This window comes from Citrobacter freundii complex sp. CFNIH2 (assembly GCF_002880615.1).
GTDB lineage: Bacteria > Pseudomonadota > Gammaproteobacteria > Enterobacterales > Enterobacteriaceae > Citrobacter_A > Citrobacter_A amalonaticus_F.
Map to the genome: position 1 here is coordinate 706,992 of NZ_CP025757.1, position 18,601 is coordinate 725,592.

At 56.0% G+C, this 18,601-nt stretch carries 21 protein-coding genes and 1 riboswitch; of the genes, 12 read left to right on the forward strand and 9 right to left on the reverse strand.

Going from position 1 to position 18,601, the window contains the following annotated elements:
• Nucleotides 1-4: 4 nt before the first annotated feature.
• The 9 genes from WM46_RS03485 to pduA are packed head-to-tail and all read right to left on the reverse strand — an operon-like array spanning nt 5 to nt 6,987.
• Nucleotides 5-496 (reverse strand): BMC domain-containing protein, encoded by a 492-nt coding sequence (locus WM46_RS03485; protein WP_061074604.1) that lies wholly within the window; start codon nt 494-496, stop codon nt 5-7.
• Between the two features lie 23 nt (nt 497-519).
• Nucleotides 520-795, reverse strand: a complete 276-nt coding sequence (gene pduJ, locus WM46_RS03490; protein ID WP_042318188.1) for a propanediol utilization microcompartment protein PduJ — start codon at nt 793-795, stop codon at nt 520-522.
• Nucleotides 796-814: 19 nt separating this feature from the next.
• Nucleotides 815-1,165: a glycerol dehydratase reactivase beta/small subunit family protein gene (locus tag WM46_RS03495; RefSeq protein WP_102601452.1), complete on the reverse strand. Its 351-nt coding sequence runs from the start codon at nt 1,163-1,165 to the stop codon at nt 815-817.
• Nucleotides 1,155-2,987: a diol dehydratase reactivase subunit alpha gene (locus WM46_RS03500; RefSeq protein ID WP_061074602.1), complete on the reverse strand. Its 1,833-nt coding sequence runs from the start codon at nt 2,985-2,987 to the stop codon at nt 1,155-1,157. The genes WM46_RS03495 and WM46_RS03500 overlap by 11 nt, the downstream gene beginning before the upstream one ends.
• A gap of 9 nt (nt 2,988-2,996) precedes the next feature.
• Nucleotides 2,997-3,518, reverse strand: coding sequence for a propanediol dehydratase small subunit PduE (gene pduE / locus WM46_RS03505; protein WP_061074601.1), 522 nt, complete (start codon nt 3,516-3,518; stop codon nt 2,997-2,999).
• Nucleotides 3,519-3,531: 13 nt separating this feature from the next.
• On the reverse strand, nt 3,532-4,200 hold the full coding sequence (gene pduD, locus WM46_RS03510; protein WP_102601453.1) for a propanediol dehydratase medium subunit PduD: 669 nt from the start codon (nt 4,198-4,200) through the stop codon (nt 3,532-3,534).
• A 10-nt stretch (nt 4,201-4,210) separates the two neighbouring features.
• Nucleotides 4,211-5,875, reverse strand: coding sequence for a propanediol dehydratase large subunit PduC (pduC, locus tag WM46_RS03515; protein ID WP_042318193.1), 1,665 nt, complete (start codon nt 5,873-5,875; stop codon nt 4,211-4,213).
• Nucleotides 5,876-5,893: 18 nt separating this feature from the next.
• Nucleotides 5,894-6,706, reverse strand: coding sequence for a propanediol utilization microcompartment protein PduB (pduB, locus tag WM46_RS03520; RefSeq protein WP_061074599.1), 813 nt, complete (start codon nt 6,704-6,706; stop codon nt 5,894-5,896).
• Nucleotides 6,703-6,987: a propanediol utilization microcompartment protein PduA gene (gene pduA, locus WM46_RS03525; RefSeq protein WP_012906330.1), complete on the reverse strand. Its 285-nt coding sequence runs from the start codon at nt 6,985-6,987 to the stop codon at nt 6,703-6,705. Before pduA ends, pduB begins: the two co-directional genes overlap by 4 nt.
• Before the next feature lie 523 nt (nt 6,988-7,510).
• Between pduA and pduF the strand changes: the two genes are divergently transcribed.
• From pduF to WM46_RS03590, 12 genes are all read left to right on the forward strand, one after another.
• Nucleotides 7,511-8,320, forward strand: coding sequence for a propanediol diffusion facilitator PduF (gene pduF / locus WM46_RS03535; protein ID WP_102601455.1), 810 nt, complete (start codon nt 7,511-7,513; stop codon nt 8,318-8,320).
• A 208-nt stretch (nt 8,321-8,528) separates the two neighbouring features.
• Complete coding sequence (pocR, locus tag WM46_RS03540; RefSeq protein ID WP_061074597.1) at nt 8,529-9,446, forward strand: transcriptional regulator PocR; 918 nt, start codon at nt 8,529-8,531, stop codon at nt 9,444-9,446.
• Nucleotides 9,447-9,749: 303 nt separating this feature from the next.
• Nucleotides 9,750-9,925, forward strand: a riboswitch (cobalamin riboswitch).
• An 88-nt stretch (nt 9,926-10,013) separates the two neighbouring features.
• The gene (locus WM46_RS03545; RefSeq protein WP_102601456.1) at nt 10,014-11,393 is read left to right on the forward strand and encodes a cobyrinate a,c-diamide synthase; all 1,380 of its coding nucleotides are present in this window, start codon (nt 10,014-10,016) and stop codon (nt 11,391-11,393) included.
• Nucleotides 11,390-12,349: an adenosylcobinamide-phosphate synthase CbiB gene (gene cbiB / locus WM46_RS03550; protein ID WP_102601457.1), complete on the forward strand. Its 960-nt coding sequence runs from the start codon at nt 11,390-11,392 to the stop codon at nt 12,347-12,349. The genes WM46_RS03545 and cbiB overlap by 4 nt, the downstream gene beginning before the upstream one ends.
• Before the next feature lie 12 nt (nt 12,350-12,361).
• A complete protein-coding gene (locus WM46_RS03555) occupies nt 12,362-12,994 on the forward strand; it encodes a cobalt-precorrin-8 methylmutase (RefSeq protein ID WP_102601458.1) in 633 nt (210 codons plus the stop codon).
• Nucleotides 12,991-14,130 carry a cobalt-precorrin-5B (C(1))-methyltransferase CbiD gene (gene cbiD, locus WM46_RS03560; RefSeq protein ID WP_102601459.1) on the forward strand — a complete coding sequence of 380 codons (1,140 nt, stop codon included), beginning with the start codon at nt 12,991-12,993 and terminating at the stop codon, nt 14,128-14,130. The genes WM46_RS03555 and cbiD overlap by 4 nt, the downstream gene beginning before the upstream one ends.
• Nucleotides 14,124-14,729 carry a cobalt-precorrin-7 (C(5))-methyltransferase gene (locus WM46_RS03565; RefSeq protein WP_102601460.1) on the forward strand — a complete coding sequence of 202 codons (606 nt, stop codon included), beginning with the start codon at nt 14,124-14,126 and terminating at the stop codon, nt 14,727-14,729. The genes cbiD and WM46_RS03565 overlap by 7 nt, the downstream gene beginning before the upstream one ends.
• Nucleotides 14,719-15,288: a decarboxylating cobalt-precorrin-6B (C(15))-methyltransferase gene (locus WM46_RS03570; protein ID WP_102601461.1), complete on the forward strand. Its 570-nt coding sequence runs from the start codon at nt 14,719-14,721 to the stop codon at nt 15,286-15,288. Before WM46_RS03565 ends, WM46_RS03570 begins: the two co-directional genes overlap by 11 nt.
• The gene (locus WM46_RS03575; RefSeq protein WP_061074590.1) at nt 15,281-16,054 is read left to right on the forward strand and encodes a cobalt-precorrin-4 methyltransferase; all 774 of its coding nucleotides are present in this window, start codon (nt 15,281-15,283) and stop codon (nt 16,052-16,054) included. The genes WM46_RS03570 and WM46_RS03575 overlap by 8 nt, the downstream gene beginning before the upstream one ends.
• Entirely contained in the window at nt 16,035-17,090 is a 1,056-nt protein-coding gene (gene cbiG, locus WM46_RS03580) for a cobalt-precorrin 5A hydrolase (RefSeq protein WP_061074589.1), read from the forward strand. Before WM46_RS03575 ends, cbiG begins: the two co-directional genes overlap by 20 nt.
• On the forward strand, nt 17,090-17,815 hold the full coding sequence (locus WM46_RS03585; protein WP_042318211.1) for a precorrin-3B C(17)-methyltransferase: 726 nt from the start codon (nt 17,090-17,092) through the stop codon (nt 17,813-17,815). Before cbiG ends, WM46_RS03585 begins: the two co-directional genes overlap by 1 nt.
• On the forward strand, nt 17,812-18,597 hold the full coding sequence (locus WM46_RS03590; protein ID WP_061074588.1) for a cobalt-precorrin-6A reductase: 786 nt from the start codon (nt 17,812-17,814) through the stop codon (nt 18,595-18,597). The genes WM46_RS03585 and WM46_RS03590 overlap by 4 nt, the downstream gene beginning before the upstream one ends.
• Nucleotides 18,598-18,601 lie beyond the last annotated feature (4 nt).

Genomic DNA, 18,601 nt, shown 5'->3' on the forward strand with positions numbered 1-18,601 from the left:
ACGCTTAACCTCGTTTACCTGAATGCAGGCAGAGCGACCGGGGTTCGCCTTTCTGGCGCTTACAGGCCGGGTCCAGACACAAATTGCAGCTGATAATCCCGTCTTCAGGCGCCGCTTCCGGTGCTAATTCTTCTGCTACGACTTCAGTTTCAGGTTCTTCGATGGGGGCTGGCACGGGTTCCGGTGCAGACACCGTTGCGGGTGCAGGCACAGGCGCCGGAGTGGCAGCCATCGCGCGGGAAAGAATGCCCTCGCCAGGTCTGGCGATCACTTTATGCGCGACCAGGCCATCTTGCTGTTCGGCGAGATGAGCACCGGTGATAATGGCAGACTGCACTGATGCCACATCACCGGTGATCTTGATCACCGTCCAGCCTGAACCGTTGGTTTTTTCAAGGCCAACCAGCGTGATGGAAGCCGCTTTCGCCATGGCATCTGCGCAACAGATGGCTAATGCCAGACCACTAACTTCGAGTAATCCCAGTGATTGCTTCACGCTGTGCTCCTTTTCGATAATGCTCAGGCCGATTTCGGTAAAATAGCCTCAACGTCGCTGTGCGGACGCGGGATAACGTGGCTGGATTTCACCTCACCCACGACGCTTGCCGCCGCGCAGCCTGCATCAACGGCGGCTTTAACGGCGCCGACGTCACCGCGAACCATGACGGTCACCAGGCCGGAGCCGATTTTTTCGTAACCGACCAGTTGCACGTTGGCGGATTTCACCATGGCATCTGCGGCTTCAATCGCGCCGACCAACCCTTTTGTTTCAACCAGACCCAGTGCGTTATTCATACTGCAATTCTCCTGTGGATTAAGCATTGAGATCCCGGAAGGGGATCCCTTTGACTAACCTTGCCGCGTTGTTTCCAGTACTCCGCCGGTCAAGGCTGTTTTGGCGATACGTCAGCGTAAAAAGCGGCGCTGAAGTGGGTAAATTCTTGTAGTGCACGACCAGGGTTTCTTCGTTGCAGGCGATGCCGACCAGCAGCGGAGACTGGCGGGCAGCCTGCCATGCGCTCTGAACGACGTCTCCCGCCGCCTGATTTTGAATCACAAACGGGATGCCTTCTTCTTCAATGCCGAGCAGCACCTCTTTCCAGACCGAAAGGCAGTCGCCGATGGTCGAAATCACAATGGCAGGCGTGGTGACGCTACTGTCCATGGGCAAACTCCTTGTGCCAGGAGAGGATGAGGCCCGTCGCTACCGCGTTTCGTGGACCTTCGGTGCCGCGAATATTTCCACGTCCGGCAACCAGGCGATAATGCGCCAGGGCGTCCGTCACCAGTTGCGGCACTTCAAAGTCCAGCGAGGAGCCGCCCACCAGAACGACAAACGGAATATCGCGGATATTGCCCGTCGGGCTGACCTGGCGCAGTGCGCGCAGGGCGTTAGTGACAAACACACGCTCTTTGGCGCTGCGGCGAATGGCGCGAACTTTCTCCAGCGCGAGATCGCCGGGCAGGGGCACCAGTTCATCCGGCTTGACCACACAGACGCGGGCAAACACCGCAGGGGGAAGTGGCGTCGGGAAGAACTGAACGCTGCCGTCTTCGTGGCGCAGATGGAACAGGCTTTCGACCTTGGCTAACGGATATTTTTTGATCTCTTCCGCCAGATAGCGGTCATCAAGTCCCAGTTCACGGGCGATGATCATGGTAACCATGTCGCCAGCCCCGGCGAGGTGGGTGGCGATAATTTCGCCTTTGGGATTGATAATGGAGGCGTCGGTCGAGCCCGCGCCTAAGTCCAGAATCGCCAGCGGACGCGTGGTCCCGGGCGTGGTGAGTGCGCCCAGAATCGCTGCTTCGGCTTCTGCGCCGCCAACCTGCACGTCCACGTTCAGCTTTTCTTTGATTTCGCTGGCGATCATCGCCATCTGCAGACGGTCTGATTTCACCATTGAGGCGATACCGACGGCCTGTTCCAGAGAAAACTCACCGGCCAGTCCACCGGTGACGCTGACCGGAACGGAGGTATCTACGGCCAGTAAATCCTGGATAAAAATTTCGTTGCTTGGCTTATTGGTCAGTTCTGCCATCGTCTGACGAACGTGTTCCAACATGCCGCCAATATTGGTGCCCGCTTCACCGGTAACGTTGTCCAGTTTCGGGCATTCACCGACCGCTTTCATAATGGCGTCAGCGCCTGCAGCGACATCAACGCGTAGCGTACGTCCCTGTGACTGCAGTTCAATGTTTCCGGCAGGAATGGCGCGTGCTTTAACATCTCCCGACGGGGTTTTCACCACCACGGCGGAACGATTGCCAATCAGCGCTCGCGCCATCGGGACAATGTTTTTGGTCTCGTCCGCATTGAGGTTAAACACCGTTGCGATGCCATAAGGGTTTGACAGCGTTTCGATGACTTTACCGGGCACGGCGACCTCAATGGCGGCCAGCATTCCGAGCGGGATACGGTCGATGTACAGCACTTCGTCAACGATGGGCAGGGGTTTTTCCAGTCGGTTACTGACCAGAACGCCATCGTCCTGTTGCAAAATGACGCCGGTTAACTGGTAACCGGCACGGACAGAGGCGTTAATCATGGTGGCGACATCAGCGAAATCGAAAGCAGATGACACCACCAGAATTAACGGGGTATCCGCCGGTCGGGTAAGTAACTCTTCCGGCGTGATAGTGATCCCCACACCCAGACCGACACCGCCCGGTGTTTTCGGGTTATGACCGATCATGGTGGATTCGGTGATGATGGTTTCCGTGATGGTTTCCATCGCGACATCACCAATCACCGGAGTGGCTTCGTTGATACGGATAAGCGAGATATCGCTGACATTGATGCCTGCATTGTTAGCCGCAAGCGTGAGCGCCTCCTGAATCCCAAACACATTACGCAATGTGCCTTTTATCCCGGTGGTTTCTGCCAGCGCGCTACCGGTAATGGTGAGCGCGCCAGTGCCATCCAGCGTCGCCAGCGCGACTTCTGTGGATGAGTTGCCGATATCAATGCCAGCTATATATCTCATGACCTTTCCTTAGTCGTCGCCTTTCAGTTTCTTACGCTCGACGTACAACACCGCAGCTTCACGAACAAACGCGGCGCAGATTTTGGCCTGATAGCGGTTTTCAAGATCGTCCGCGATCGCGAGCAGTTCTTCTTTCGTTGAACGGTAAGGACGCAGGGCGTTATAGATCTCGAGGATTCGATCGTCCGGCACCGCCGTCAGTTCTGCGGCGCGCTCAAAGTTCATTGCCAGGCGGTCACGTCCGGCATCTTTGGCGATAGCCGCCTGAATGCGCAGCGTTTCCGGTGTGATACGCATATCCTGCGCGGTCACTTTGTTGCTCAGAACGTTTTCGAGGGTGAACTCATCCAGCGTTTTGTTGGTGGCCGTTTTAACCCACTCAGGGTGCTTACTGGCGAGCGGATAGTCGGTCACTTTTGCGGTCTGGGTCGTAGTGCTCGAAGCTGCTGCCGGGGCAGATGTGTCGCCCTGCAGGCTGTTCATGCGGCTCAACACATCCCGTACCATCGATTCAATTGCATCGGTATTCATAAAGGGATCCTTATTAAAGCGCCACGCGCAGTTCCTGCGGTTTTTTGCCCGTCACGACGTACTTCGTCTCTTTAATGTGCAAGATGGCGGATTTAGCCTGATATTTCGGGCGTGCCATCTGATCGTTCAACGTCGGGACTGGCTGCGGTGATTCACGCTTGGCATAACGCGCGGCGTTTTTACCAATCTGACGATAGGTTTCCAGCGTCAGCAGCGGGGCCTGCGGGAACAGCTCCAGGTTGGACAGCGGCGGCAGTCCCTGTTGATGGATGACCGTCGTGCCTTTTGACTGGATGCCGATAGAGATGCCGGAACCACTCAGACGGTTACCCTCAACGGCAACAAACGCCACGTCGGATGATTTAAAGCAGCGAATCACACGCGCTTTAATCCCTTCCTCTTCAATCCCGGCAATCACTTCGCGCAGAATGTTTTTATGCGGCAGACCAACGATATTCACGGTCTGAGAGAGGCCAAATGCCGGGCCGACAGCAATGATCACTTCATCCTGTTGCGTGCCTTGTTTCGCCTCGCCAATTTCCGTCAGAAAACTGTCACCGGCCGGTGCAGCCGCCGCGGCTGACGTTCCCGGCGCGCGAAATGAGACGGGTTTATCGCTGGTCTGCATTTCGGACAGCACGTCTTCAATAATCTGGCGCAGCAATTTTTCATTAATTTCCATTGTTCACCCCTTAGCCAAGCTCGTTGGGATCAAGTGCGCCAGGGATGTTTTTAATTTCTTCCCAGCGTTCGCCTTGCAGGCGATAACCTGTTGCCGGACCGGCATAATCGTTGACGTCATTGACGGCAGAGAGCACTTGTCCATCGCCGACGATAATGGCGGAGGTATGCAGATAGTCCCCGGTTAACTTGGCTTTCTGGATGTTGAGCATGTCCTGCGCGACATCGGTAAAGCCGCCCTGAGCCAGCGCTTTCACCACTTCCAGACCGTTGCGGTTCTTGTTGATGATTTCCTGCGCAAACTTGATGTCCTCAACGATGTTACGTTCAGGCATGTCTTTCGACCCGTGTGCGTAGGTTGCGGCTTCAACTTCTTCATCCGTAATTGGCGGCAGACCCATGCCGGCGAAAACCGCCTGCAGAGCGCGTGCTGCTTTGTTACGAATGGCGATAACGTCCTCTTCACGTACCGGACGCAGACCACCGTCCACTTTCAGGTCGCGCTGGATAACGTTGTAGTCATCGAAGTCTTCTGCATCTTCGTTGGAGCCCGCGAACATGTTGTCGTAGTTCGGCACGGCGGAATAACCCGAAGAGATAAAGTCGGTACCCGGCAGGAACTGCATCAGCAGACGCGCGGTACGACGCATATCGGAGTGGGTGAAGGTCTGGTCGTTACTGGAGGCGCATTCCAGATCCAATGATGAGCAGATCAGGTTTTCTGCCAGTACCGCTCGGATCCCTGATGGAACCGCAGACGGAACGCCGATGCAGCTCACAGAGCCGTTTTGCAGACCCTGCACGCCCGCCGCTTTGGTGATGTAAATGCAGCGTGCTTCCAGATACAACATGGATTTGCCTTCGGCATAACCCATCTGTACTTCGGAACCTGAACCGGAGGTGAAGCGCATTTTCAAACCGCGAGAAGCGTAAGAAGAGGCGAGGAAACCTTTTGACCACGGCGTATCATCGCCATCGGTAAAGACCGGTTCGGTACCGTAGACGGAGATGGTTTCGGCGTAGCAGGTATGGCCCAGCATGCCGAGTTTCAGTTCGGTGGCTTCTTCCAGCGAACATTGCGTCAATACGCCCGGACGACCCACCTGGGAACCGACCAACAGCGCAATGGCGTTAAACGGAGCATAACGCGCCACGGCCACCGTGGTTTCTTGCTCATCAAACCCACGCCATGCGCCTTCAGCGGCGTCAGCAGCAATCTGCACCGGGTTATCTTTGACGTTGGTGACGTGAGCCTGTTGGGAAGGAGTACGACGCGCGCGCATTTTTTGCATCGCCATCATCATCTCAACCACGTTCATGTGCGATACCACTTCGACAATTTTTGCCGGGGTCATCGCTGTGGTCAGTGGCACAATGTCGCGACGTTTCACGTTAGGATCGCACAGCATGTTGGCGAGCTTAACGGAGTCCATCGCCATCACTTCTTCTGCGCGCGCCAGGTTGATGCCGTAGCGGGCAATGAAGTGGTCAATCAGATCAAACTGGCTGACCGATTTGCCATCGAGTTCGGTGACGGCGCCGTTAACGATTTTAATCGACGGCTTAGGATCGTTCGGGCTTTCCATCGCAATGAAGCCTTCTTCGATCCACTCCTTAACGAATCCGTCCTGGTTGACAGGGCGTTTCGCCAGTGCTTCAAATCTTTTCGATCTCATGAATGAGCCTCACGGATATCAGATGTAGGACGGGCGATCGTTTTTCGGTTCTGAACCGAGGGTCGCAAGGACGGTTTTACCGATTTCTCGCGCGGAGATAACCGCCTGACGTACTGCGCCGGAATCGCCGGAGATCACCAGGATCGCTTCGTTACTGAAGCTGGTGCCATGCGCCGGAGAGCTGTATGCCACGACTTCAACGTTCGCGGCTTTCAGAGCGGTATCCGCCATCAGAACGCCGACGGAAGCCGGAGCGCCCACAATCACGCCGCAGGCTCGGCCAACCGGCGCACCAAACGCTTTTTCCAGCGCGTAGCTGGCGCGTGCGGTGTACTGCAGTTCGATGTGTCCGGCTTCGTTGCCATAAACATCACCGAAGGTACGGTCAAGCTCTTTCAGCGCCACTTCAATTCCGCGCTTCACGTCGGAAACGTCGTTACCGCCGATAATGATGAGTGAACCGTGACCCGCGCCGCCTTTGGTATCGCGAGGGAGTTCAATGCTTACTACTTCGGTATTGGTGGCTTTGACCGCTTCGTCAGCCGCCATAATGTGCGGACCCGCGCCGGTACGCGCGCCCAGGATGCCAATGGAGCGATAGCGCTTCTCAAGCTTCATTGCTTCCAACAGGGCACTGTCTACGTTTGCAATCACCAGACCTACGGTGTCGCCAATCGCGGTGCCAACAAATTCCGTTAAACTGCAGCTCTTCTCTGCCATAGCCGTCTCTCGTTTTGGATGGGTTTTATCAGGGGTACCCGCTTGATCAGGCGTTGCCACACGGGCAATGACCTGCGCCATGATCTGTTCAACCAGTTCATTGCTGCTCATGGGTTAATTCCCTTCGGTAAGATTTTTTCTACATCGGTATGAGGGCGTGGAATCACGTGTACGGCTTTCACTTCTCCCACGTTGCGCGCAGCGGCAGCACCGGCATCGGTCGCCGCTTTTACGGCACCGACATCACCGCGAACGATGACGGTTACCAGCCCTGAGCCAATTTTTTCGTAGCCGACCAACATGACATTGGCTGACTTCACCATTGCATCTGCGGCCTCTATGGCTGCAGTTAAGCCTTTGGTTTCTACCATTCCTAATGCTTCTTGTTGCATAAAGACCTCGCCTGGGTTGTCCCGATATTCATGACTATAAAAAGAAGCGAGGAAAAAGAATGGCTGACTTGAAAGTCTGGGTGAAAAATTAGTGGGCTGTGAATATGACAAACTTGCTGTTTTTTTATTTTATCTCTTTGTTTTTATTGTTTTTGTTAATTTTTATTAATGTGATATTTTGGCTTTTGCTATTCCATATTTACATTTTAGAGGATGACAGGGTTAATTTAATTTGCTATGCGGGAAAACCAATTTGTGACGTTGATTGGAAAAGGGAAATCTTCAAATAACCAATTTTTGCTATCACGAATCGTCCTGGTTAATTACACTCAGGCACTCTACACGCTGCCTTTGAATAAATAGATGGCAAGAAATTGCTATAACAACACGATTTTTCCAGGTCTCAGAATGCGCAGTTTGCCAACAATTTTCAGCGGCCTCTTCCTATAGTAGGTGTCGTTGTACTCTACGACCAGCAAGGGTCCGCTGGTAAGGACACGAACGCTTCTAAGAAGGTGTCACAATGAATGATTCACTGAAAGCGCAATGCATTGCCGAGTTTTTGGGTACCGGATTGTTTTTGTTTTTTGGTATCGGCTGCCTTAGCGCACTGAAAGTCGCAGGCGCCAGTCTGGGTCTCTGGGAAATTTGTATTATTTGGGGTCTGGGTATTTCGCTTGCGGTTTATCTGACGGCGGGAATTTCCGGAGCGCATCTGAACCCGGCAATCACGGTCGCACTCTGGATGTTTGCCTGCTTCCCGGGACGTAAAGTTCTGCCTTACATCATCGCGCAGGTTGCGGGGGCGTTTGGCGGTGCGGTGCTGGCCTATCTGCTCTACGGCAATTTATTTATTGAGTATGAAACTGCCCACAACATGGTTCGCGGCAGTGTCGATAGCCTCTATCTGGCCAGTATTTTCAGTACGTATCCGGCGGCTGCGCTGAGCGTGTGGCAGGCGGCAGGGGTCGAAATCGTCATCACCTCTATCCTGATGGGGTTGATTATGGCGCTGACCGACGATGGTAACGGTGTGCCTAAAGGACCACTGGCGCCGCTGCTGATCGGTATTCTGGTCGCGGTAATTGGTGCATCTACAGGCCCGTTAACCGGGTTTGCCATGAATCCGGCGCGTGATTTTGGTCCTAAACTGTTCGCCTGGATGGCAGGTTGGGGAGATATTGCGATGACCGGCGGACGTGATATTCCGTACTTTATTGTGCCGATTATTGCGCCATTGATTGGTGCGTGTGCAGGCGCGGCTATCTATAAGTACCTTATTGGTAAAAATTTGCCCTGTAATACGTGTAAAATCGAAGAGACGGACGCGTAATTTTGACTCGCGTGGCTAATATCACGTCTTTAATTTCTATTTCGTGATCTGCTTTCACGAACTGACTAAAAAGTCTCCCCACCCAGGGAGACTTTTGTTATTGTCCCTTGTGCTTTCTGTCATTTACACACAAGGATAGGGGATGATAAGAAGTAAATGTAAAATTTATGTTTTCATTATAACAATGGATTAACTGAGGGATTTTATCATGATTTCTGCGAGTACCCTGAACTCAGAACTCATTAATAAAATCGCACAGGATTTTGCGCAAGCGACCAGCCTGGCTGTTGTGGTTGTCAATATTCACGGTGATGAGATTTCTGAGCTGTTTAATTTCACGCCTTTTTGCCAACTGATGCGTCAGCATCCGCAACACAGTACCCGGTGTCGTATGAGCGATCGCTGTGGGGGACTGGAAGCGTCAAAATCGGATCAACCCTGTATTTATCGCTGCCATGCCGGGCTTACCGATTTCTCTATTCCTCTCGTGATCGCAGGCCATCTTGTTGGGTTCGTCCTGTGCGGCCAGGTGCGTTTACGTAACGATGATGGTGCCGATCTGCTCGATATCATGAAGGTTGACGATCGCTGGCAGGCCGATCCTGAACTGCTCAATGAGTTCAGTAATGTCCCGGAAATGGACTATTCACGCGTGATGGCCTCGGCGGATCTGCTCAAACTCATTGTTGAAAACTGCCTCAAAAAGCAACTCAATTTCGTGGTGATCAAAGACAGCACACAACCTGCTGAACCTGCGCGCCCGGCACGCGCCGCCAGCCCTCATGACAGCAAAATGAAGAAGGCGTTACGCTATATTGATGCACACCTGTCAGACGATCTTCGCCTTGAAGATGTGGCGTCGCACGTTTATCTGAGTCCGTACTACTTCAGCAAACTGTTCAAAAAATATCAGGGCATTGGTTTTAACGCATGGGTCAATCAGCAGCGCATGGCCAGTGCCAGAGAGCTGCTTTGTCACAGTGACTGGAGCATTGCCAGCATTGCCCGCAATTTAGGTTTTTCGCAAACTAGCTATTTTTGCAAAGTGTTCCGTCAGACTTATCAGGTTACGCCGCAGGCCTATCGGCAAAAAATAAATGAAAACTTGCCGGCTGAATCGGCATAAATAGCAATATTTTGCTATTGCCGATTTTTGATATTCTCGCGTAATCCGGTCATTTATAATGGTTAAGTATTTTTAGTACAGCAATAAATTGTCATAGCGCAATAAAATATCGCTCTTTGCGGAATAAACTTCACCAGTTTTTATTTCTGTGATGAGATACAGTGTCATCGTTAAGAGGTTTCATTATTCTCTTGCATGACATTTCATTCAGAATCGTTTTATTGCGACATTTCTTGTTGATAAAAAATGCGCAACGAATAAGTAACGAAAAAGTATTGTTGTGATGAGGAGAATTCATTCTGTTCATCATTTAAGCCGACAGGTTTGACACAATTGTGTCTGGGAAGGGGGTGAAAATCCCCCGCAGCCCCCGCTGCTGTGATGCTGACAACCCCGTGAAGACCACTGATCGCAAGATTGGGAAGGACGGGCGAGGACGACGCTAAGCCAGAAGACCAGCCTGTCGGATACTACCAACAACTTCGGTGGGAAGTGGGTTGCTCAGATACGTACAGTCGGAAGACTGGGTGTCAGTACATCCCTACCACCCTGAACAGGATCAGGGTCATGGCGGCAAAGCAGTACGCGTTTGTTCTGGCTGGTACCGGTAGCGGCTGTGGTAAAACCACGGTGACGCTGGGCTTGCTGAACGTGTTGAAACAACGTGGTTTACGCGTCCAGCCCTGCAAAGTCGGCCCTGATTATCTGGATACCGCCTGGCATACGGCCGTCAGCGGTATCGCCTCCCGCAATCTCGACAGTTTCATGCTCCCCGAGCCGGTGCTTAATGCGTTGTTCCGCGAACAGATGCAGGACGCGGATATGGCGGTGATCGAAGGGGTGATGGGACTGTACGACGGCTACGGTACTGATCCTGACTACTGCAGCACCGCCGCGATGGCAAAACAGTTGGGCTGTCCGGTGATTCTGCTGGTTGACGGGAAAGCTGTTTCTACCTCCATTGCCGCCACGGTGATGGGCTTCCAGCATTTTGACCCGACGCTGAACATTGCCGGCGTTATCGTTAACCGCGTCAACAGCGAGTCCCATTTCCAGTTGCTGAAAACCGCTATCGAGCACTACTGCGCTGTGCCGGTGCTGGGTTACGTCCCGCGCGTTGACGGTGTCGCGCTACCTGAACGGCATCTGGGACTGGTGACCGCGCGCGAGTCCGTCGTTAATCAACAATCATGGCAGGATTTCGCCGCCCGGCTGGAAAGCACGCTGGATATCGATCGGTTGCTGGCATTAAGCCACCTTCAGGCATTGCCGCAAGGCGAATGGACAGAATGTCCTGCGCCCAACGCCGGAGAAGGACTGACGCTGGCGATGGCTGTTGATGAGGCCTTTAATTTTTATTATCCCGATAACGTGGCGCTGCTGGCGCGTACCGGCGTCAACATTGTTCGCTTCAGCCCGATCCACGATCGCGAATTACCCGATTGTCAGATGGTCTGGCTGGGCGGTGGTTATCCGGAACTGCACGCGGCCGCGCTGGCGGCCAATACCACAATGCTGGCAAGCCTGCGTGATGCGCACCTGCGCGGCGTCGCCATTTATGCCGAGTGCGGCGGATTAATGTACCTCGGTAGCCTGCTGGAAGATGCCGACGGGGTTGAGCATCGCATGGCCGATATCCTACCCGGTCGCAGTAAAATGGGTAAACGACTGACCCGCTTCGGCTATTGCGAAGCGCAGGCTCTGCAGCCCACGCTGCTGGCCGCGGAAGGCGATGTGCTGCGCGGTCATGAGTTCCATTACTCCGATTTTTCCCCTGAAACGCCCGCCGTGCTGGCATGCCGTAAAGTCCGTGACGGTCAGACGGTGCAGGCGTGGTCCGGCGGCTGGCAAATCGGCAACACTTTCGCCAGCTACCTGCACGTTCACTTTGCTCAGCGTCCGTTAATGCTTAATCACTGGCTGAATGCCGCGCGGGAGGCGTTATGACGCTACTGGCATGGTGCGTGGCCTGGCTTCTCGACATCGTGATTGGCGACCCGCCAGACTGGCCGCATCCGGTGCGCTGGATAGGCAATCTGATCAATGCCGTGCAGCGGCTTATCCGCCGCTACTGCCACAGTGACCAGGCGTTACGCATCGGTGGTGGGGTGATGTGGCTGGTGGTTGTGGGCTTAACGTGGGCGGTTGCCTGGGGCGTGTTACATCTGGCGACGCTGATTCATCCGTGGCTCGGTTGGGCCGTTGAAGTCTGGATGATTTTCACCGTGCTGGCGGGGCGCTGTCTGGCAACGGCGGCGCAAGAGGTTGAACGTCCGCTACGCGAAGGCAATCTTGCACAAAGCCGTGAAAAGCTCTCGTGGATTGTGGGTCGCGACACATCGCAACTTCAGCCGGAACAGATCAACCGGGCGGTCGTGGAAACCGTAGCGGAGAATACGGTTGACGGCATTATCGCGCCGCTGTTCTTCCTCTTAATCGGCGGCGCGCCGCTGGCGATGGCCTACAAAGCGGTGAATACCCTGGATTCCATGGTGGGTTATAAACACGAAAAATACCGGGCGATTGGCATGGTCAGCGCTCGCATGGACGACGTCGCGAACTACATTCCTGCGCGACTGAGCTGGCTGCTGCTGAGCGCGGCAGCGGTGCTGTGCCGCCGTGACGGCTCCCGGGCGCTCTGCGTGGGGTGGCGGGATCGCTACAACCACAGCAGCCCGAACTGTGCCTGGGCGGAGGCTTCCGTTGCCGGTGCGCTGGGTATTCGACTGGGCGGCCCGAATGATTACTTTGGCGAGCGCGTTGAAAAACCGTGGATCGGCGACGCGCAGCGCACCATTTCTGTAGACGACATTTCCCAAACAATTCGACTGATGTGGGTTGCCTCAACGCTGGCTCTGGCGCTGTTCCTTGTGACGCGCTGGCTGGTGGTGGGTGTGGCCTGAGGATAAATGACAATGCAATACATCCAGCAACCCCAGGCGATTGAAGCCAAAAGTTTTGACATCATTGGCGAGATCATCCATGAAACGCGCCCGGAGTACCAGTTTGCCAGCCCGCTACATGAAGCCATCATCAAACGGGTGATTCACACCACCGCTGACTTCGACTGGCTGGATATTCTCTGGTTTTCGAATGATGCGCTAGAACAGCTTTGCGCAGCGCTGAGTCGCCCGACGGTTATCTATACCGACACCACCATGGCGCTTTCGGGAATCAACAAAACCCTGCTGGCGAAGATGGGGGGCGAGTGTCGCTGCTATATCAGCGATCCGCGCGTGGTAGCGCAAGCGAAAGCGCAGGGCATCACTCGCTCAATGGCGGCTGTCGATATTGCCGTGACGGAAGCGTGTGAAAAAGTGTTTGTCTTTGGCAACGCCCCCACTGCGCTGTTTCGGCTGTTGGAAAAGGACGTGGCGGTAAGCGGCGTGGTGGGGGTGCCGGTGGGATTTGTCGGCGCGGCGGAATCCAAAGAGGCGCTGACGCACAGCCAGTTGCCCGCCATTGCCGCCCTCGGACGCAAAGGCGGCAGTAACGTGGCGGCGGCGATCGTGAACGCCATGCTGTATCACATGCAGGGGGCGCGATGAGCGATCAGACTTTCGACGCGCCCGTCTGGCATAACGGCAAAGCGCTGCGCAAAGGTTACACCACCGGTTCGTGCGCCACGGCGGCGGCAAAAGTCGCCGCGCTGATGGTTCTGCGTCAGCATTTGATCCATCAGGTATCGATTGTCACACCGTCCGGCGTCACCCTGTGTCTGAACGTAGAATCTCCACACATTGAAGGACAGCAGGCCATTGCCGCGATCCGCAAAGACGGCGGCGATGATGTCGACGCCACCCACGGAATGTTGATTTTCGCCCGCGTCACGCTGAATGACAGCGGTGAAATTGTTCTGCTCGGCGGCGAAGGTGTCGGCACGGTCACCCGCAAGGGGATTGGTCTGCCTGTCGGCAGCGCGGCCATTAATCGCACTCCGCGTCATACCATTGAATCCGCCGTGCGTGAGGCGATAGGCCCGGTACGCGGGGCGGAAATCGAAATTTTTGCCCCGGAAGGCGAAGAACGGGCGCAAAAAACCTACAACTCGCGTCTCGGTATTCTGGGTGGCATTTCCATTATTGGCACCACCGGTATCGTGACCCCCATGTCCGAAGAGAGCTGGAAGCGGTCGTTATCGCTGGAGCTGGAAATCAAACGTGCCGCCGGACTGGAGCGGGTGGTTCTGGTGCCGGGTAACCACGGTGAGCGTTTCGTCCGCGAACAGATGGGCATTGACACCAACGTAGTGGTCACCATGAGCAACTTTGTCGGCTACATGATTGAAGAGGCGGTGCGGCTGGGATTTCGCCAGATCGTGCTCGTCGGTCATCCTGGAAAGCTGATCAAAATTGCCGCCGGGATCTTCCACACCCACAGCCACATAGCCGATGCACGGATGGAAACGCTGGTGGCGCATCTGGCGCTGCTCGGCGCGCCGCTGGAGTTGCTGACGCTGGTGAGCGATTGCGACACCACTGAAGCGGCAATGGAGCATATCGACGCGTACGGCTTTCAGCACATCTACAACCACCTTGCCGAACGCATCTGTCAGCGCGTGATGCAGATGCTGCGCTTTACCAAAACGCCACCGACCTGCGACGCGATCATGTTCTCGTTTGATAACCAGGTATTGGGTAGCAACCGCTCCGTCGAGGCTATCGCCCGGGAGATGCAATGCTGACGGTCGTGGGGATGGGGCCAGCCGGTCTGCACCTGATGACGCCGGCGGCGCGCGCGGCGGTTGAAGAGGCCGATGTGCTGGTCGGCGGTAAGCGCCATTTGCAGCAGTTCCCGGACTTTCGCGGCGAGCAGTTTGCGCTGGGCGCCAACATTCCCGAACTGCTGGCGTGGATTGCGGCGCATCAGGATCAGCGGGTGGTGGTTCTGGCCTCCGGCGATCCGCTGTTTTACGGCATTGGTACGCGGATGGTGGCGCATTTTGGCGTTGCGCGGGTACGCATCATTCCTGGCATCAGCGCGGTGCAGTATCTGTGCGCGCAGTCGGGAATCGACATGAATGACATGTGGCTCACCAGTAGCCACGGGCGCAGCGTCTGTTTCGATACGCTGGCGCAGCATAACAAGGTGGCAATGGTCACCGACGGTCAGTGCGGGCCGCGTGAAATTGCCGCGCAACTGGTTGCACGAGGAAAGGGCGATCGCTGGATGGTGATTGGCGAAAACCTGGCGATGGAAAACGAACGGATCCACTGGCTGCGCGTCAGCGAGGTCCATGCCGAATATGAGATGAATGCAGTGGTGATCCTTGATGAAAGATGAGCTTTTCCTGCGCGGTGAGAAGGTGCCGATGACCAAAGAAGCGGTACGTGCGCTCGCTCTCGCAAAACTTGAACTGCACCGGGCCAGTCACCTGATTGATATCGGGGCCGGAACCGGCAGTGTGTCCATCGAAGCCGCGCTACAGTTTCCGTCGCTGCACATCACGGCTATCGAGCGCAATCCGGCGGCGCTGCGTTTACTCGATGAAAACCGTCAGCATTTCGCCTGCGCGAATATCGATATTCTGCCTGGCGAAGCGCCGATGATGATGACCGAAAAAGCCGATGCCGTCTTTATGGGCGGCAGTGGGGGGCATCTCACGGAGCTGATCGACTGGTCGATGCGCCAGTTGCACGTTGGCGGGCGTCTGGTGATGACCTTCATCCTGCAGGAAAACCTCAACACTGCGCTGGCTCATCTGCAACAGCGCGGTGTACAGGATGTGGACTGCCTACAAATGCAGATTTCGTCGCTGACCACGCTGGGTGCGGGTCACTATTTCAAACCGAACAATCCCGTTTTTGTCATCGCCTGTCAGAAGGAAGAACTCCATGTCTGAGACATTTGATCCCCGTTGTGTGTGGTTTGTCGGCGCAGGCCCGGGTGACCGGGAGCTGATTACCCTCAAGGGTTACCGGCTGTTGCAACAGGCGCAGGTGGTGATTTACGCCGGATCGCTGATCAACACCGAACTGCTGGAGTATTGCCCGGAGGGCGCGGAGTGCCACGACAGTGCGGAACTACACCTGGAGCAAATCCTCACGCTGATGGAAGAGGGTGTGAAGGCCGGGAAAACGGTGGTGCGCCTGCAAACCGGCGACGTATCGCTGTATGGCTCGGTGCGCGAACAGGGTGAAGAGCTGAGCAAACGCGGCATCCCCTGGCAGGTGGTGCCGGGCGTCAGCGCTTTCCTCGGCGCGGCGGCGGAGCTGGGCGTTGAGTACACCGTGCCGGAAGTCTCGCAAAGCCTGATTATCACGCGACTCGAAGGCCGCACGCCGGTGCCGGAACGTGAACAACTGGAATCTTTCGCCAGCCACCAGACCTCAATGGCGATTTATCTCTCCGTCCAGCGCATCAACCGGGTTGCGGAACGGTTGATTGAGGGCGGTTACCCGGCGACCACGCCGGTGGCCGTGATCTACAAAGCGACCTGGCCGGAAAGTCAAACCGTGCGTGGCACGCTGGCGGACATCGCCGATAAAGTGCGCGACGCCGGGATCCGCAAAACGGCGCTCATCCTGGTCGGGAATTTCCTCGGAGATGAGTATCACTACTCCAGACTCTATGCCGCGGACTTTAGCCATGAATACCGTAAAGCCTGAATCAATCGCGCTGTTTTGCCTGACGCCCGGCGGTGTAACGCTGGCGAAACGGCTGGCAGCGATGTTACCGCTGACCTGTTTTACCAGTGAAAAACTGCTGGAGGACGGTTTCTTACCGTTCGACGGCGGGTTCGCCCACGCCGCGCGCGACGCGTTTTCGAACTATTCCGCGCTGATTTTTATCGGGGCGACCGGCATCGCGGTGCGCGTGCTGGCCCCGCTGGTGAATGACAAGTTCAGCGATCCGGCGGTGGTGGTGATCGACGAGCGCGGCCAGCACGTGATCAGCCTGCTTTCCGGCCATGCGGGCGGCGCGAACGCGCTGACCCGTTATCTTGCCGGCATGCTGGGCGCCGATCCGGTGATTACCACTGCCACCGACGTCAATGAGATGGCGGCGCTGGACACCCTCGCATTTCAGCTCAACGCCCGTATGACCGACTTTCGCGCAGCGGTAAAAGTGGTGAATCAGATGCTGGTGAGCAACCAGCGCGTGGGGCTGTGGTGGGATGAAGAACTGGATGAAGACGTCCGCCACTGCGATCGCCGTGGGTTCATTACCGTTACCGATCTCCAGCAACTGCCTGAACTGGATGCGCTGGTGTGCGTCACGTTACGTAACGAATTGCCGGATATTCCGGTTCAACACTGGAAACTGGTGCCGCAGCGGGTGGTCGCTGGCATTGGCTGTCGTCGCGATACGCCGTTCCCACTACTGGCAGCGCTGCTGGCGCGTCAGCTTGAAGCGCAGCGCTTTGATCCGCTGGCGCTGAAAGCCATCGGTAGCGTGTCGCTCAAGAAAGATGAAGAGGGGCTGATCCAGCTTGCCTCCTGCTGGCGCGTGCCGTTTGAAACCTTTACCGCTGACGCGCTGCGTGAGCATGAACATCACTTTCCGGCTTCGCCGTTTGTTCGCCAGACGGTCGGCGTCGGAAGCGTCTCGGGTCCGGCAGCGTGGCTGCTGAGTCATGGGCAATTGACCGGCGAAACCTTGCGTGAGCAGGGCGTCACTATCACTTTGGGAGTTTCACACTGATGTTAACCGTAATCGGAATCGGCCCCGGCTCACAGGCCATGATGACCATGGAAGCCGTTGAAGCACTGCAGGCGGCAGAAATTATTGTGGGATACAAAACCTACACCCACCTCGTCAAAGCGTTTACCGGTGACAAGCAGGTGATCAAAACCGGCATGTGCAAAGAGATCGAGCGCTGCCATGCGGCGATTGAACTGGCGCAGGCCGGGCACAACGTGGCGCTGATCAGCAGCGGCGACGCCGGTATTTACGGCATGGCGGGGCTGGTGCTGGAGCTGGTCAGCAAACAGAAACTGGACGTTGAAGTGCGCCTGATCCCGGGGATGACCGCCAGTATCGCGGCGGCGTCGCTGCTCGGCGCGCCGCTGATGCACGATTTTTGCCATATCAGCCTGAGCGATCTGCTGACACCGTGGCCGGTTATCGAAAAACGCATTATCGCCGCCGGGGAAGCGGACTTCGTGATCTGTTTCTATAACCCGCGCAGCCGGGGCCGTGAAGGGCATCTGGCGCGCGCATTTGAACTGCTTTCCGCCAGTAAGAGCGGGCAAACGCCGGTGGGGGTGGTGAAATCTGCCGGGCGCAAAAAGCAGGAGAAATGGCTGACCACGCTGGGTGAGATGGATTTTGAACCGGTGGACATGACCAGTCTGGTGATCGTCGGTAACAAAGCGACCTATGTGCAGGATGGTCTGATGATCACGCCACGAGGTTACGTGTTGTGAGTTTTGGTGAGGTTCTGGTCATGGGCGGCACCAGCGATGCCCGTGCGCTATGCCAGCAACTGGATGCCGCCAACGTGGCTTACACCCTGTCGGTGGCGACGCCGACCGGGAAGCAACTGGCTGGCGACATCAAGGGTCAGGTGCGTTGTGGACGGCTTGAGCAGGATGAAATGGTGAACTGGCTGAAGGAGAACGGAACGCGATGGGTGATCGACGCTTCGCACCCGTATGCCGAAGTGGTGAGCCGCAACATTCTGCGCGCCTGCGAACGGGCTGGAGTACTGCTCAGTCGCTACCAGCGCCCGGAACAGCTCAGTGAACTGACGCATCCGCTGCTCTTCACCGTACAGAGCATTGCCGGGGCGTGCGACGTCGCGCGGCGTTTTGGCGAGCGCGTACTGCTGACTACCGGGAGTAAGGATCTGGCGATATGGCGCGCGGGGTTACCGGAAAAAACGCTGCTCGCCCGCGTGTTGCCCGTACCCGAGGTGATTCAACAATGTGCCGATCTGGGCTTTGGCGTGGGCGAGACGTTCGCGCTGTGCGGACCGTTCAGCGCCGAGTTCAACGCCGCGTTTTATCGTCAGTGTCAGGCTGACGTCGTGATAACCAAGGCTTCTGGCGCAGAGGGCGGTTATCAGGAAAAGGTTCAACCCTGTCTGGATGCAGGCATTCCCTGCATCGTGATTACCCGCCCGGCGCCGCTGGTGACGGGAGATGAGTTACTGGAAAGTCAGGCCGCATTTGCGCAGCGTTTGGCGCGCTGGCTGGCCGCTGCTTAAGGAA